12 protein-coding genes are annotated in these 17049 nt (G+C 52.3%); 2 read left to right on the top strand and 10 right to left on the bottom strand.

Features of this window, described 5'->3' with window-relative positions; all coding sequences use genetic code 11:
* Window positions 1–4: 4 nt before the first annotated feature.
* The 8 genes from PT964_RS19255 to PT964_RS19220 all read right to left on the bottom strand — a co-directional run bounded on the left by PT964_RS19255 (window position 5) and on the right by PT964_RS19220 (window position 11015).
* On the bottom strand, window positions 5–910 hold the full coding sequence (locus PT964_RS19255; protein ID WP_274365009.1) for an ABC transporter permease: 906 nt from the start codon (window positions 908–910) through the stop codon (window positions 5–7).
* Between the two features lie 200 nt (window positions 911–1110).
* Complete coding sequence (locus PT964_RS19250; protein ID WP_274364977.1) at window positions 1111–2658, bottom strand: response regulator transcription factor; 1548 nt, start codon at window positions 2656–2658, stop codon at window positions 1111–1113.
* Window positions 2636–4414: a sensor histidine kinase gene (locus PT964_RS19245; protein ID WP_274364976.1), complete on the bottom strand. Its 1779-nt coding sequence runs from the start codon at window positions 4412–4414 to the stop codon at window positions 2636–2638. The genes PT964_RS19250 and PT964_RS19245 overlap by 23 nt, the downstream gene beginning before the upstream one ends.
* A 141-nt stretch (window positions 4415–4555) precedes the next feature.
* Window positions 4556–5968, bottom strand: coding sequence for a glucuronate isomerase (uxaC, locus tag PT964_RS19240; RefSeq protein WP_274364975.1), 1413 nt, complete (start codon window positions 5966–5968; stop codon window positions 4556–4558).
* Between the two features lie 5 nt (window positions 5969–5973).
* Window positions 5974–7416, bottom strand: coding sequence for an NADP-dependent phosphogluconate dehydrogenase (gndA, locus tag PT964_RS19235; RefSeq protein WP_274364974.1), 1443 nt, complete (start codon window positions 7414–7416; stop codon window positions 5974–5976).
* Window positions 7413–8180 (bottom strand): SDR family oxidoreductase, encoded by a 768-nt coding sequence (locus PT964_RS19230; protein ID WP_274365008.1) that lies wholly within the window; start codon window positions 8178–8180, stop codon window positions 7413–7415. Before PT964_RS19230 ends, gndA begins: the two co-directional genes overlap by 4 nt.
* Window positions 8181–8205: 25 nt before the next feature.
* The gene (locus tag PT964_RS19225) at window positions 8206–9744 is read right to left on the bottom strand and encodes a gluconokinase (protein WP_274364973.1); all 1539 of its coding nucleotides are present in this window, start codon (window positions 9742–9744) and stop codon (window positions 8206–8208) included.
* The gene (locus tag PT964_RS19220; protein WP_274364972.1) at window positions 9741–11015 is read right to left on the bottom strand and encodes a nickel pincer cofactor-dependent isomerase, group 22; all 1275 of its coding nucleotides are present in this window, start codon (window positions 11013–11015) and stop codon (window positions 9741–9743) included. Before PT964_RS19220 ends, PT964_RS19225 begins: the two co-directional genes overlap by 4 nt.
* Before the next feature lie 245 nt (window positions 11016–11260).
* Between PT964_RS19220 and PT964_RS19215 the strand changes: the two genes are divergently transcribed.
* Window positions 11261–12250 (top strand): LacI family DNA-binding transcriptional regulator, encoded by a 990-nt coding sequence (locus PT964_RS19215; RefSeq protein WP_274364971.1) that lies wholly within the window; start codon window positions 11261–11263, stop codon window positions 12248–12250.
* A gap of 77 nt (window positions 12251–12327) precedes the next feature.
* Here the strand turns inward: PT964_RS19215 and PT964_RS19210 are convergent, their stop codons facing one another.
* Window positions 12328–13743 (bottom strand): MFS transporter, encoded by a 1416-nt coding sequence (locus PT964_RS19210; protein ID WP_274364970.1) that lies wholly within the window; start codon window positions 13741–13743, stop codon window positions 12328–12330.
* A 106-nt stretch (window positions 13744–13849) separates the two neighbouring features.
* Window positions 13850–15646 (bottom strand): beta-glucuronidase, encoded by a 1797-nt coding sequence (gene uidA / locus PT964_RS19205; RefSeq protein WP_274364969.1) that lies wholly within the window; start codon window positions 15644–15646, stop codon window positions 13850–13852.
* A 129-nt stretch (window positions 15647–15775) separates the two neighbouring features.
* On the opposite strand from uidA, the gene PT964_RS19200 reads away from it, so the two are divergent.
* A complete protein-coding gene (locus PT964_RS19200) occupies window positions 15776–17038 on the top strand; it encodes a helix-turn-helix domain-containing protein (protein ID WP_274364968.1) in 1263 nt (420 codons plus the stop codon).
* Window positions 17039–17049 lie beyond the last annotated feature (11 nt).

The following is a 17049-nucleotide window of genomic DNA, read 5'->3' as shown; positions in this document are numbered from 1 at the left end:
CGTTCTAGAACAGCGCGTTGTCTCTGTTCACTTTTTTGACGATATAATTTGAAATCATGATGAGGGTAAATCCGACGACCGCTTGATACAATCCGGCAGCCGAGGACATTCCGATATCGCCGAGGTTGATCAATGCCCGATAAACATAGGTGTCGATTGTGTTCGTCACCGGCATCAGCACTCCCGTATTCAGCGGAACCTGATAGAAAAGTCCGAAGTCGGAGTAAAATATGCGGCCGATCTGAAGCAAAACCATGATCGTAATGACCGGGACAAGCAACGGAAGGGTAATATGTCGAATTTGCTGCCATCGATTGGCGCCGTCGATCTTCGCCGCTTCGTAATATTCCGGATCGATGCCGATAATCGCTGCCAAGTAGATGACGCACGAGTAGCCGACGCTCTTCCATGTATGAACGATGACCAGAATGTACGGCCAATATTTCGTTTCGCTATACCATGAAATTTCGGAAAGCCCCAGCATAGGAAGCAGCGTCTTATTCATGAAACCGCTTTGAACGTCCAGAAATCCAAGCGTGAGGTACCCGACGATCACCATGGATATTAAATACGGGAGAAGGATAAGGCTTTGGTAAAACCGCGAGAACACCCGGTTTTTCAAATCATTCAACAAAATAGCGACCGCAATCGCCAGAATGGTGCCCTTAATAATAAAGACCAGATTATAGAGCAGCGTATTTCGGGTAATAATGTAAGCGTCCTGTGTCTTAAATAAGTACTCGAAGTTTTTAAAGCCGACCCAGTCGCTGCCCCAGATCCCATCGGCGAAATTGTAATTTTTGAAGGCGATTACAATGCCGAACATAGGAACATAGTTGTTAATCAGCAAATACAGCAATCCCGGCAGCGCCATAAGCAGCAGCGCTTTATACCTGTTAATCCTCTTCATGCTCGATTGGAAAGCAGTGGCCCGTTTGGCTTGATTGTTCGTCGCATGAGCCTTCACTTGCGCCGTTGCGTCCACTAAATCTCCTCCTCAATCCTTGTTTGATATCGTTCTTGCTACTTATCATAAGAAAAATCCCTTTCTCCAACTACCAAAATGCCGTCCTCGCACTTTTGAGTTTCCGACAAGAAAGCCGCCCCTTGTCAGGGACGGCATGGAGCTTGTTGTTGGTACGTTTTTCGATATTCCTGCGGCGTCAATGCTGTTTCCTTCTTGAATATGGTGGAGAAATAAGCAAAATTCGTGAAACCTACCGCAAGGGCGATCGCGCTGACCGGCAAATCCGACTTCACGAGGAGCTCCTTCGATATGCTCATTCTCTCCTGAACAATATAATCCGTAATCGATAGTCCGGTTTCCTTTTTGAACAGCTTCACCATATAATCCGGGCTCAACCCGATATAGTCGGCGATGTATTGCCGGGACAACGCTTGATCGATATGAAGCGTGATATAGCGTTTGATTTTATCGACAACCGTCTGATTCGATTCTTCTTGCTTCTTCTGACGGAAGGCTGTCTCCAAAAGCTCCGTAACCCATAGCTGAAGACTTGCAACGGTACGCTTCGCGGATAACGCCCGTTCCGGCGACAAATGCTCCGAAAACATTTGATCCGCGGCGATCCCTTTCTGCTGCATCGTATACAGAAACATCTGCAAGAAGCTTTGATAAAACTGCTGCAGCTTCTTCGCATCCAGTCCTTCGATTCGCTTCCACGTTTCGAAAAATTCCGATATTTCCGCGAGCAGCTTTTGTTTATCCTCGCGCTTCAGCATTTCCGACCAAACGTGCAGCAGGGGCAGCTGCACGTGATCGGGGGCTTTCGTTTTCGATTGCTCCTGAACCCTGCATGCTTTCTTGATCCCGGTAACGTTATTTAAGTGCATCTCCGTTAACGCTTCATACATGGCAAGCATCTCTTGTACGGGAACAATGTCTCCGATATAGCAGGAAAGCTCGCAATAAAAATACCGGCTGCACGCTTCAATGAACGCCTCACAGGTTCGCTTCCATTCCGTTATGTCGATAGAGGAAGATTTGCCCAGGGGAACCACGAGGAGCAAGATTCCTCTCTTCACATGCACCACTTGACCTTTGCCGCCCCGAAGCATAAGCTCTTCCGCAGCTTTCCGCAGCGCATATTCCATAATGTTTTCCTCGCGGACCGACAGCTTTTTTCCCCAGTGATGAATACCGATAAGCACCGGCAAAAATTGCTCCGTTTCCGGATAAGGCATATTTTGTTCAGCGCTCTTTAACGGAATCGTCTGGTTTATCAAATCCAACCAGAAGCGCTCGATGATCAGCGGTCTCTCTTTGTTGATTTTCTTGATGGCTGTAAGCACAGCAGCCTTTATTTCTTCGGGTTGAACCGGCTTAAGAAGATAATCCAAGCTGCCGAGCTGAATCGCTTTCTTCGTATATTCGAACTCGGAATGGCAGGTTAGAAATATGAATTCGATTTTGAGACTCATCTCCCTGAGCCATGCCAGCAGTTCGATTCCATTTCCTTGCGGCATCTCGATATCGCAAATGATGACATCAATCGGCTGGTTCTCAATCCGTTCCTTTGCCTGCCGAAAATTGTGCGCGATAAAAACTTCCGAAATGGCAAGCTCTTCCCAATGTACGCTTGCTTTAATTTTGTTCGCGATATAAACCTCGTCCTCAACGATAAGCAGCGAGTACATGTTCGCTTCCTCCCGATCCGAGCCGCTGCGGCAAAGTCATTTCGACTACGGCGCCATGGTCGTTGTAAAAGGCGATGTCGGCCTGATCTCCGAACAACAACCAAAGCCTTCGCTTTACATTCCAAATGCCCACATGCTCCCCCGCCTCGTTCATCAGGCTCGTCCCCCTTTTTATCTGCTCCAGCACGTCTTCCGGAAAGCCTTTGCCCGTGTCGCGAATCTGGATCCGCAGCCGTCCCTCGGGCGATGCTTCGTCTTGCCGGACCGTCATTTGAATGTGAATCGGTTCATCTAACGTCAGGGCATATTTGACGGCATTTTCAGCAAACATTTGGATAATGAGCGGAGGAACCCTGCATTCCATTAACGAGTCGGCGACTGAAGAGCTGTACGTTAAATAATTTGGAAATCGAAAATGTTGTATTCTCAAATAATTTTCGGCATGATTGATTTCGTCTGCGAGCGAGACGAAATCCGAATGGCCGCTGCGAAACATAAACCGGAAATATTGAATCAAGGATAGAGACAGCTCTTTAATGACCGTCGTATTGGCGTCCTCCGCCAAATAGTAAAAAGTATTTAATGAGTTCAAATAAAAATGCGGATTGATTTGCAGCTGCAGATGCTTCAGCTCCGCCTTTTGGCCTAGCAGCTGCTCTTCGTAAATTTCAATCTTTAACTTCTGAATTTCCGAAACCATGTTGTTAAACGTCTCGTTCATCAACTGAAATTCGTTGGATGTCGGGGTACTCTTGATTCTAGTGTCCAGATGGCCGTCCCGAAGCTTTCTCATGGCCGTCAAGATCCGGTTGATCGGCAGCAAAATAATCCTTCGCAACAGAAACAAAGCCCCTGCCAAAATTAGAACCGTTCCGGCAGTAATAACCGCGATCACGCGTTGCGTGTAAGGCAGCTTAGCCAAAATATTGCGATCCGGCAAGACGGCAAGCAGGCTAAAATCCCCTTTAGACGATTTCTCGCCGATCACCATATATTTCTCTTTATCCCCCGTAAGGCGGTAGCCGTTTGGTATATCGTTCAGATTGATCTGCTGTTCTTCATAAAAAGCGGCGTCTTGAAGCGGTTCATCGTCAGCGTCGACAAGCAGCGACCTCCCGTTCGTTCCTAGATCAAGAAGGTCAAGCGGCCCTGTAATCCGGTTATAGTTCGCCAACGCGCCTACATAAATTTCTCCTCTTTTGATTACATGAATCAGATACGATTGCTCGTTGATCCGTAAGCTTGACCAGCTGTCGTAAGGATATTTCTTCATTTGATTTCGGTCTTGAACAATACTTTGTATTTTATCTCGTACACTTGATGTATCTGTACCGCCTGTTACAAACGTACTATTAGGCGCCAACAGCAAGTCCCGGTTTTCGATGGAGTAGACAAAGAAGTAGTCGAGAATCGTATAGGTACTGCTGTTTTCGTACAATGTCCGGAACACTTGATACTTTGCCAGATTATACAGATCCAATTGTTGATGCGCGGGGCGATCCAACCGATTTAAACTGGTATCGTTGGCAGCAAAAAGAAATAAATAAGAATCGATGCTTTCCAAATCTTTGTCGATCAATCCCATATACAATTTAAGCAAATTGCTGTTCGATTGAGCGACTTGATCGCGCACCAATTGTATGGAATAGAGGTTGTTATAAATAAGAAAAACGAGAATCGGCAGGACTACGGCTATTAATCCAAGGATTAGCTTGATTCGAATAGAATTCAAGAGTGACTTATTCATAAACCTCATACATTTGAATCCCTCCTCGAGAGCAGATCAAGCAAAGCAGGTGCACTTATTATATCACTCTTGTAAGGGCTTTCAACTTCTCCGGAAAGAGAAAACCCCCGGAACGAATTGGCCAAATTCAGGGGATTTACTTCATAATCTTTATTCGAACGGGAAGTAGCTTTTCGCGTTGTAATAACTAATGTTCTGCACGATCGTTCCGAGCAGCTCGCGGTCGTCGGGAAATTCGCCGTCCTCGACCCACGAGCCGATCAGATTGCATAGAATGCGGCGGAAATATTCGTGTCGCGTGTAGGACAGGAAGCTGCGGGAATCCGTCAGCATGCCTACGAAGCGGCTGAGCAGGCCGACCTCGGCCAGCGTCTTCATCTGCGCGATCATGCCTTCTTTGGTGTCGTTGTGCCACCAGCCCGAGCCGAACTGTATTTTGCCCGCTACGCCGCCGCCTTGAAAGTTGCCGGTCATCGTGGCGACGATATGGTTATGCGCCGGGTTCACCGAATAAAGCACCGTCTTGGGCAACCCGGTCTCGCTCTCGCGCTCGATCGCGTCAAGCAAGCGGGACAATGACCGGGCGATTGCATTGTCGCTGATCGAGTCGAAGCCCGTGTCGGGGCCCAGCTTCTCGAAAGCCCGCGTATTATTGTTTCGGAGAGCGTTCATATGGTATTGCATGACCCAGCCACGCTTCGCATACAGCTTGCCCAGGAACACCAAAGTATAGGTTTTGTATTGCTGCTCCTCCTGAATGCTGACGTTCTCGCCTGAAAGCGCCTTGGCGAATACCGCAGCCGCCTCCTCCTTCGTTGCGGGGGCATACGGCACATCATTAAGCGCATGGTCGGAGACGCGGCCGCCGTTCGCATGGAAAAAATCGACCCGCTTCTCCAGCGCCGCGAGCATGCCCTCGTAATCGGAGACGGCGATTCCCGACACGCTTTCCAGCTTGCGGATCCACTCCGCAAAACCTTCGTTGTTGATCTCAAGCGCTTTATCCGGGCGGAACGACGGCAGCACGGCCGTATCGAAGCTCGGATCGTCCTTGATCTTCACATGGTACTCGAGCGAATCGGTCGGATCGTCCGTCGTACAGATAACCTTGACATCCGACTTCGTAATAAAATCGCGAGCTCCGAAGCCGCCTCCGGTTAACTGAGCGTTGACCTTCTCCCAAATGATCGGCGCCGTCTGATCGTTGAGTACTTGCTCCACGCCGAAATAACGCTTCAGCTCAAGATGTGTCCAGTGATACAGCGGGTTGCCGATCGTCATCGGCACCGTCTTCGCATAGGCAAGAAACTTATCGTAGTCGCTCGCGTTTCCGGTGATGTAAGCTTCCTCAATTCCGTTCGCCCGCATGGCTCTCCACTTGTAATGATCGCCGTAAAGCCAAACTTCGGTTATATTTTTGTATTGCTTATTCTCGTAAATTTCTTGCGGGCTCAAATGACAATGGTAGTCGATAATCGGCAGCTTCTTCGCGTAATTGTGATAGAGCGCTTCCGCCGTAGCATTATTTAATAGAAAATTGTCGTCCATAAAAGGTTTCGCCATTTCCGTCACTCTCCCGATCGCTGTAATGATTTCATCCACTCGAAGTGGAATACGCCTTCCTTGTCGATGCGCTCGAACGTATGCGCGCCGAAATAGTCGCGCTGCGCCTGCAGCAGATTGGCCGGCAGCCGCTCCGCCCGGTAGGAGTCGAAATAGGCGAGAGCGGAGGAGAACGACGGCGTCGGAATGCCGTACTGAACGGCAGTCGCAACGACGTTGCGCCATGCATCCTGGTAATTGTCGACGGCATTCTTGAAATACTCGTCGAGAAGAAGATTTTTGAGCTCCGGATTTCTTCCGTAAGCGTCGGTGATGTTTTGCAAAAATCGCGCCCGGATGATGCAGCCGCCTCGGAAAATCTTGGCGATCTCGCCGTACTGAAGATTCCAGCCGTAGTGCTCGGAAGCGGCGCGCATTTGCGCGAAGCCTTGGGCGTAAGAGCAAATCTTGCTCGCATAAAGCGCTCGGCGCACCTGTTCGATGAACGTGCCGCGGTCGATGCCGAGCGGCTTCCTGGACGGCCCGCTCAGGATACGGCTTGCTTGCACCCGCTCTTCCTTCATAGCGGAAATAAAGCGCGCGAACACGGACTCCGTAATGATGGACAGCGGTACGCCGAGATCGAGGGCGTTCTCGCTCGTCCATTTCCCCGTGCCTTTCTGCCCCGCGCTGTCAAGGATGACGTCAACGATCGGGAGTCCGGTTTCGGGGTCTTTCTTCCGGAAGATGTCCCGCGTAATTTCGATGAGGTAGCTGTCCAGCTCTCCCTTGTTCCATTCGGCAAAGGTGGCGTGCAGCTCCTCGGCCGTCATGCCGAGCACATCCTTCAGCAAATGATATGCTTCGCAAATGAGCTGCATGTCGCCGTATTCGATGCCGTTGTGCACCATCTTGACATAGTGGCCCGCGCCGTCCGGACCGATGTACGTGCAGCACGGCTCCCCGTTTACCTTCGCGGAGATCGCCGTGAAGATCGGCGCCACGAGCTCGTAAGCTTCCTTCGGGCCGCCCGGCATAAGCGCCGGCCCTTTAAGCGCGCCTTCCTCGCCGCCGGATACGCCGGTGCCGATAAACCGTATGCCCTTGCCGTTCAGCTCCTTGTCGCGGCGCTGCGTATCCGGGAAATACGTGTTGCCGCCGTCGATGATGATGTCGCCTTGCTCCAAGTGCGGCAACAGCTGCTCAATCGTAGCGTCCGTCGCCGCCCCCGCCTTCACCATGATCATGATTTTCCGCGGGCGTTCGAGCGATTGCACGAACTCCTCCACGCCGAACGTGCCGAGCACGTTTTTGCCTTGCGCTTCGGCGAGCAGCTCATGCGTTTTCTCGGGAGAACGGTTATAGACGGAGACGGAAAACCCTTTGCTCTCCATGTTGAGCGCCAAGTTTTTGCCCATGACGGCCAGCCCTGCGACGCCGATTTGTTGTTTTTTCCCGTTGATCGTCATATGGTCATCGCTCCGAATCCGCCGTCGACCCGAAGGAATGTGCCGGTTACGAAGCTCGAAGCTTTGTCGGAGGCGAGATACACGGCTGCGCCCTGCAGCTCCTCCGCTTTCCCGAACCGGTTCATCGGGGTGTGGCCCATGATGCTCTTAATGCGGTCTTCGGACAATATTTTTTTGTTTTGCTCGGCCGGGAAAAAGCCCGGAATGATCGCATTGACGCGAATGTTATGCGGCGCGAATTCGCGCGCGAGAAACTGAGTCACGGAATTGACGCCGGCCTTGGAGGCGGAGTAGGTGAAGACGCGGGAAAGCGGCGGCCCGGACGATACGGAAGAAATGTTGATGATGCTTCCGCCCTTTCCTTGGTCGATCATCCGCTCGCCGAATATTTGGCAAGCAAGCATGACGCTTTTCAAATTGACGTCCATGATGCTGTCCCACTCTTCCTCGGTGATTTCGAAGAAAGGCGTGGCGCTGTTTTTGCCGGGACAATTCAACAATATGTCCACGCTTCCGGACCATTCGAGCACCTCTGAGAGAACGCGACGCAAGTCGTCCTTGCTTATCGCGTCGGCCTGGAACACGGCCGCTTCTCCCCCCGCGTCGTTGATTCGCTGCTTGGCGGCTGCGCAAGTGTCGGCGTTTCGTCCGACGATTGCGACCTTCGCGCCGTATGCGCCGAGAGCCTCGCCCATGACGGAGCCGAGCGTGCTGTTGCCGCCGATGACGACGGCCGTCTTGCCGGATAAATGAAATAAGTCCATTGCTGCCATAATATTTGCTCCCTCCCTATTTGGTTTGAAACCGGACGATCCGTTCGAAAGGATCGACGAGCCTCGGGTATAAGTCGGTATAAATCGCGAACAGTTCGTCGTACGCCGCCCGGTGGGCCGCATTCGGCTCATGCGTGTGCGACGATTGCGACCAGGCGCGGGCCGGCTCCAAACTGCTCCAATCGCCTAGTGCGACGAGCCCGAGCGCGGCCGCTCCGAGCGCGGAGCTCTCGATCGCGTCGGGCACGGTCAGAGGCGCCCCGAGAATATCGGCGATCGTCTGGCGCCAGAACGGAGAGCGCGCAAAGCCGCCCGACGCCCGGATTTCGCGAGGGCGGCCGGCCGCGTCGCCGACCGCTTCCGCGACGGAGCGAACGGCGTAGCCGACGCCCTCGAGCACGGCCCGGACCATGTGCGGCTTGCCGTGCGCGAGCGATAAGCCGAAGAAGACGCCGCGTGCGTTGGCGTTCCAGTATGGCGCGCGCTCGCCGGCAAACAGCGGCAGCACGACCAGGCCGCCGCTGCCCGCGGGCGCCTGCTGCGCCAGTTCGCTCAGACGATCGTACGGATCGATCCCCGCCGCGCGGGCCTCTTCCGCTTCTTTCGTCGCCAGTTCGTCCCTTACCCAGCGGAACAGGATCCCGCCGTTATTGATCGCGCCGCCGACGACCCAGCGGTCGTCCGTCAAAGCGTAGCAGAACGTCCGGCCCTGCGGGTCGGTGCGCGGCTCGCGCACGACGGCTCGCACCGCGCCGCTCGTGCCGATCGTCACCGCGAACTGGTCCGGCTCGATCGCGCCGGCTCCGATATTCGCGAGTACGCCGTCCGAGGCGCCGACGACGACCGGCGTATCCGCTGCGACTCCGAGCCGCTCCGCCCACTCGCGATCCATGCCTTCGAGTACGTGCGTAGTGGATACGAGCTCCGGAAGCCGGGACGCGTCGATGCCTGCGGCTTGCAGCGCCGGCTCATGCCATGTGCGATTTCGCAGCGAGAACAATCCCATGGCGCCGGCGATCGAATGGTCTACGACATGCTTCCCCGTCCCGCCGAACCAACGCCCGAGCACATACTCCTTGATGCCGACGAACCGGTGCGCCTTCCCGAACACCGACGGGTCGCGTTCCCGCATCCACATCAGCTTGAGCAGCGGCGACATCGGGTGAATCGGCGTGCCTGTCGCTGCGTAAATCGCCTGAGCGTCGTATTGATCTTTCAGTACGCGTACGAACGGCGCGCCCCGGTTGTCCGCCCACGTAATGGAAGGAGTGAGCGGCGCGCCTTCGCGATCGAGCGCGATAAGGCTGTGCATCGCCGAACTGAAGACAATGCACCGAATTTCATCCGCACGGACCGCAGACTTCGCCATCACGCTCCGCACCGCGTCCGCGACTGCGCCGACAATTTCATCCGGATTTTGCTCCGCCCGGTCCGGTGCCGGCGTGTACAGCGGGTATTCCGCCGACAACGCCGCGCGAATCGAGCCGCTCTGATGGACTACCGCCGCCTTCGTGCTTGTCGTACCGATATCTACGGCGACAATGTATGGTTTCATCGCAAGAAATACCCCTCGCTGTCGAACTTCCATTCATAGGGCTCGGATACGATCTCAATGTCCGGATGCTCCCGCGCTTCCGCGAGCATCGGCACCGAAATCTCGATCTCGCCCAAATGAAGCGTATCGCGGATGCGGACAAGCCGGCACGTTGTGAAATCGAGAACGTTGCACGTCTTTACCGCCGCTTTAATCGCCAGCTCGTCGCTTTCCAGCGTCGTTGCGAGCTTCGTCGGGGCGCACACGGTCGACGTCAATCCGTTCAGGTAGGTCGCCGTAAAGTCCATCTTGTCCGCTAGCCGGCGCGTCGTGAAATCGGCCGTTCCGACGCCGTTCGCATTGCCTTTGGATTCTTTTGTCACATCGAGCACGACGATTTTATTTACGTCCGGACCTCCGAAGGCATAAGGGGTCGGATACCGGCCCGTAACGTTCGGGTCCATACCGTCGCCGCTAATGTTTTTTCCGATGCGGTCGACCACAAGCACGTCTATTTGATCGAACAACAGTCTCGGCATCCGGGATTTCGCCATCTTCTGCAGCTCGACTTCCCGCTCGTAGACAGAGTCCGCAGGCAGAACCTCGATATGGCACGTCTCGTCATAAGCGTTCTCCACCGCGGCGACCCCGAACACGATCGGCAGCTTGTTGATCATGACCCGGGCCATCTCCGGCACGAATTCGGCCATATATTTAAAACCGAGCTGATGGCACGCTTCGGCGCCCTTCTGCTTTCCGAGGCCAATCGCAATCATCTTCATAATGCCGCTCTCGATCGGCCCCCGGAACGCCGTATGCGGCTTCACCCGATTGATAACGATAATAGCGTCGGCGGTGGAGGCAATCTTATCGACATATACCGGCAATCCGTTCGGCAACCGGTCGATTTCGACGACGTCCATCGATGATTCCACCGGCGCCCCCATCGACGCTTCATCGATGCCGAGATGCTTCAGCACCTCGGCCTGCCCCTCCGCAGTCGCTCCGCCGTGGCTGCCCATGCACGGCACGATAAACGGCCGGGCGCCTGCCGCCTTGATCGCGTCGATCGTCGTCTTCGTAATGCCGGCGATGTTTGCGATTCCCCGGCTGCCGACCGCGACGGCGACGCGCTGCCCTTCGCGAAGAGCGCTGACGGCGCCGGGCTTCTTCAGCTCTTCGCTTAATACCGCCAGCGGGTCGTCCAGCTTGGACGCATCGAACCTTTGGCGAATGCGGACGATCGGCGGAATCGGGATCGGTTGCAACATATTACGAATGATTTCGCTCATGAAATTCACCTTCCTTAGAAATAGCTCAATCGGGTCGTTCTAAGTATTTCCTAATGTACTGAATTAGAAAAATCGTTTCTTGCGTATAACTACACGCGAGAAATATACGAATAATAACAACGTTGTTATTTTTGCATACCTATATATTAAGTTGAAATGGCGCCTAAATCAATGATATTTTATATTAGTGCTTTTTATTTCCGAAAACGTTTTTTATTTTTGATTTCCGGGAGCGGTAACCAACAATGAACGTCACCATTAAAGATATCGCCCGCCTTGCGGGCGTCAGCTATTCTACCGTATCCAAGGCGCTCAACGACAGTCCGCTGGTCAAGCCGGACACGAGGCGGCGCATCGTCGAGCTGGCGGCGCAGCTCGGATACGAGCCGAACTTGGCGGCCAAAAGCCTCGTATCCCGGCGCAGCATGACGGTCGGCGTCATTTTGCCGTCACTTGAAAGGGTGGCGCTTTCGACGCTGGTGAGCCGCATTAACGATGCGCTCGCCAATCGCGGCTATGAGGTCATTCTGTCGATCCTTCCGCCGGCTTCGGCGGTCCGTCTGTTTCAACGGCTTCAGGTGGACGGGATCATCGTGTTCGAGGACATTACGCCGGAAGAACGGCACGCGGAACCGGTCGCAACCCATATTCCGGCCGTCTCCATCGGCTCCTCCCATATTACCGGATCGCGATACGCGCTGGTCGACGTCAAGCGGAAGGAAGCCTTGAAAGAAGCCGTAAAGTATTTATTCTCGCTTGGGCATGCGCGTATCGCCTATATCGGCGACGCACGGGAAGCCGATGCCAAGCAGCAAGAGAAAATTACAGGATACATGGAAGCGGCTTTTGAATGCGGGTACACCGCCGATTCGGCGGCGATCCTGAATTCTGACGGCAATACGTGGCGGAACGGCTTCGAAGCCGGACGCAAGCTGCTTGCTCTTGAAGTCCGGCCGACCGCCGTCATTACCGGGGCGTTCGACGTAACGGCCGGCTTCCTAAGAGCGGTGCTGGACGGCGGGCTCCGTGTGCCGGAAGATTTGTCGCTGGTCAGCTACGATAACATTCCGCAGCTCGAGGAATTGGAAGTTCCGGTGACGGCAATCGGCGCTCCCGTTTCGTTGTTCGCGGAACGGATCGCTGCGGCATTGCTCGAGATTATGGCGGCGGACGGACCCTTGCGGTTGACGTCGTTATTGGACCCTCGCTTGGAGGAACGGTTTTCCTCCATGTAACGTTCCAATCGCCCGCTATTTCAGGCGGAAAAGAAAGAAGAAAGCTTCGGATCATCCGAGCTATCTTCTTTTTTTCATTATTTTTGCTTTTTTCTTTGTTCGGCCAAATTAGCGGCTAACTGATTCGTGCGCTGCTTATTCAACGGATATAGAAATACTAGAATCATAAAGATTAGCAGGTAAGCGAAAGCCGGTACTAAAGTGCCCAATACATAAATGCCTTTGAGCACGCTTTCCGTTTGAACCTCGAGGGCTGCGTTATAGCCGATCGCCCCGATCGCCACGCCGCCGATCCCCCCGGCAATGGCTTGGCCTACTTTACGCGAAAACGAGTAAACGGAATACACCGTTCCATCCTCCCGCAAGCCCGTTACAAATTCTTGGTAATCGATCACGTCCGTTACGAAAGCCCAAATGACGATGTTAAAGAAAGCAAATCCAAACATACCTAATGTCGAAACCGCGATAAATTGAACGGCCGTCAAGTTTGGCATGAAGTACAAGAGCATATAAACAATTCCCGCAAGCAGCATACCTGCCGAGGCAACTTCCTTCTTCCCGAATTTGGCGACCAGCGGCTTAGCTAACGGAATGGCGACAAACACAGCGGCCGACTGGATCAACCCTACCATGCTTAAGACCGAAGCGTTGCCGAAATAGTCTTTAAACAAATAAACGTTCACTGCGCCCATCAGCATGGTGAGGATCATGAAAGTCAAAGATGCCGCCAAAATCGCGAGCAACGGTTTGTTTTTCAACAGACCCTTCAGCGTTTTCCCTAAATTAGATCTTTTACCTTGCGTTTCATGGATGACAACCCGTTCCGTCGACAATTTATAGCAAGCCATGTAGCAGCCGATTGACAAAATTCCGAACATGACGGCAGCCATTAGAAAACGATCCGGATCCGCCTCGTTGTTTACAAATAAAACCAACGGCCCGACTACGTTAATGACTAATCCCGCCAGCATGGCGCCCATCGTTCTGAAGGTGGACAACGTTGTCCTCTCCACGGGATCGTTCGTAATCACAGAGGCCATCGAACCGTAAGGAATATTAACAGTACTATATAGAGTTCCCCAGACAAGGTATGTGACAAAAGCGTATGCTAAGTAAAATCCTTCCGACATCCCCGGAATTTTCACGAACAGTAACACGCCGGATATGACGAGCGGAAAAGACATTCTGAAGATCCAAGGTTTGAATTTGCCGTGCTTGCCCGGCTTCCTGACATCGACGAACCGGCCCCATGTGACGTCGGCTACTGCATCCCATAATCTGGCGACGAGGAACATAATGCCGACCGTCGCCGCATGAATATGGAATATATCCGTGTAGAATACCATCAAGAATGCGCTTACCAATATAAAAAAGAAATCATTGCCGAAATCGCCGAACAAATAACCGAGCTTATCCCGCAGTCCGAACGGGCGCACGTTGTTTCCGTAAGCTTCTGCAGCTGCAACGCCTTTCGTCTTGCTTTGCGTCGTCATATGCGCTCCCCCGTTTCTCTGGTTGTTTTATTGAAACCGCTTGCATTATCCTGATTTTGACGGGAGTCTGATTTCAACCCAGACTCCCTGCGATACCGGACGAACCTTATTGCTTATATCCGAAATGCGGAATCGAAAGCCATCTTTTGCGCAATTCATGCGCCGCATATTTCGGTTTGCGTTCCCGCGTAAAGATCCCTTTCTTGTTGCCCTGCACCCTTATGATTCCCTGGCTTGTTTGAAAATCCGCAAAATTCCAAACTTGTTCGCCGACGAAGTTGTCGAATTCGTCGAACACCTCGTGGTTGGCGCGTAAATACTCCGCTTGGTATTCTTCGGTAAACATGACGGGGTCGACGTCGTGCAAGCCGGCAACCGTATCGGCGCCATACTCGGTCATGATGATCGGCTTGCCCGGGCACCGTTTTGTCCAGCCGTCAAATTCCTCCCGAAGCTTGATTTTCGCAACCTCCAAATCCCCGCCTTGCAAATACCAGCCGTAATATCGGTTTAACGCCAAAACATCGACAAGCTCAGCAACCAAGCATGTCTCAGGAGTCGATCCGAGGTGAGTAACGATGGTTACCGGTCTTTTTTGCGGATCGATTTCCTTCGCCAATTCCACCAGCGGCTTGAAATACTCATAAGCGCCTTCTTCTTCGGAAGCCGGCTCATTGGCAATGGACCACATCACCACGCACGGATGATTTTTATCGCGGGCGACCAGTTCGCGTATCATATCCTGATGGTGGCTGAAAGTTTGCAGTTTTTCCCATGTTTTTATTTTTCGTTCGCCGCCGAAAATCATCATGAAGTTCAGATGCAGTCCGACAGCCGGCGTTTCGTCGATGACGACGATGCCTTCTTTGTCCGCCAGTCTCATCATTTCTTCGGAATAAGGGTAATGCGCCGTCCGGAACGAATTGGCGCCGATCCATTTCATCAGCCGGAAATCGAGAACGTTCGCCGCTTCGTCGAAGCCTCTGCCGTGAATCGGAGTATCTTCATGCTTACCGAAGCCTTTGAAGTAAAACGGCTTATTATTGATCAGAAATTTACCGTCCCTCACTTGTACAGTTCTTACACCGAAAGGCTGCTCGTAAACGTCGACAACCCGTCCGTCATTAATAAGCTCAATTCTGGCGGTATAAAGATAGGCGTCCATCGGCTCCCACAGGTTTACATCTTCGATGTGAACGGTTTCACTTTTGCCGGCGGTTTCCGCCACGACGGCGCCCGATTGATCCATCACGGTTGTCTTGACTTGCGCCTCGCCGGCGAACTCCACCTCATAACGGACAATTCCCGTTGTATCATCCAAGTCTGTAACGATCGTCACATCTTTGACGTAGGTGTGAGGCGTCGTATAAATTTTGACCGGCCTATGCAGCCCCGCGTAGTTGAAGAAGTCGAAATTCGGATTGTTTCTGACAATATGGCCGAGGCCCGGCACTTCCTTCTCACTGTAATTGCCTACAGGTAATGTGGTTTCATCCACGATATTGTTCACGGCCACCGTCAGGCGATTTTTGCCCGGCTTCAGGAACGGATTGATTTCGGCCTCGAACGGAGTGAATCCGCCTTTATGCTCAACGACAAGCTCGCCGTTCACATAAACCTTCGCCGCATGCGTAGCCGAGCCGAAACGCAAAACAATGCGCTCCGAAAAGTATAGAGCCGGCACCGCGAACTCCCTTTCGTACCATACCCAGCCGACATGATTCCGAATATCGGCGGTCACGCCTACATCGTTAAAGGACGACGGAACGGCCATATGGATCGTCTCGGTCAAAGGCGACATGTGCCAATTTTCTTGAAAGCCCTTTCCAAAATCGAGTTTAAAGTTCCAAATTCCATTTAAATCTATCATCCCTCGGGATTCCGTTACGATTGGATACAGCATGTGTACCGATCCCCCTCCGTTTACTGTTTAATGTCTTTAATAAAAAGTATAATGAGTAACGAAAAATATAAGTAGAACGGGAATTGCATAAGCGGGACGATTTTAGCACAATAATAAAGGGTGATCCCAATGAGCCTTCCGCCGCTGGACTTCATGACCGTTAGCTTGACGATTTATAAGATAACGGAAATGAATACAATACTATTGCATAGTAACGGTTCGGTATTTTTGACGCACGAACGGGACCGGCTGCCTGATTTCTTAGCCGGAATGCAGCGGGAGCAGTTTTGTCTGCTTACCGCGGAAGCACAGCAATCGCCGGATGAATGCTGCATTCATACGAACGATCTGGGCCTTTCGTATTTATGCAGACTATTCCGGGTTCATGGCAAAGAATCGAAAATATTGGTTAACGGCCCTTTCTTAATGCAAGTTCCCGACCCGAACCGGTTCGCCAGGATCGATCAGCAAAATCGGATTGAACTGGAAGCATTCTTTCGAGGATTAAAATTGATGAGCAGCTCGACAATCCAAGCTATTGCGAATGTACTGGATTCGGCTGCCGCCATTCGCCATGCCGGCATTCGGGTATTGACGTCACGACAAACAAATCGGGAATCGACTGAACTGAATCATACCGAATTCATGCTGCAGCAGCCTGACGAAAGCTACATCGATCTTATTGAATTGCGATATCAAATCGAAAAAGAAATCAAGCGGGCCGTTGAACAAGGGGATTCCGATCACATTAAACAAATTCTTTCAAGGTCGAAAAATTTGTTTGATTTTTCCGAACGTTTTCCGAATCAACCGGTAAGAGCCATGAAAAATTCCCTTGTCGTGCTCAATACCATATTGCGGGGGGCGGCGGAGAACGGAAATGTCCAGCCCTTATTCCTGCATCGCATTTCCGAAAAATTTGCAAAGCAAATCGAACGGTCCGATACGATCGATTCGCTGAACCGCCTCATCATGGTCATGTGCGAGGAATATTGCGAATTGGTACGTCATCGCGCCATATCCGGATATTCCCCATTAGTGCAAAAAGCGGCGGAATATATTGCGATTCATTTCAACAAACCGTTGAGTCTAAACAAGCTTTCCGACCATTGCCACGTACATCCGGCGCATTTGTCGAGACAATTCAAGAAAGAAACGGGAATGACGCTTACCGATTACCAACAGCAACGGCGGATCGAAGAAGCAAAAGTGCTTCTAAAAACAGACCGTGCCTCGATCGGCTGGATCGCCGGAATTGTTGGATTTGACGACGCCGGTTACTTCACGCGCGTATTTAAAAAGCTGGAGGGAGTCACCCCTTCGGACTTTCGAAACTCCGATATGAACCGTATAAATAAAAGAAACAAGGAAAGCAATTCCGATCGTATTTGAAAGGTCATCCG

Source organism: Paenibacillus thermotolerans (assembly GCF_028745515.1).
GTDB lineage: Bacteria > Bacillota > Bacilli > Paenibacillales > YIM-B00363 > Paenibacillus_AE > Paenibacillus_AE thermotolerans.
This window is presented reverse-complemented; position numbering and strand designations above follow the sequence as displayed.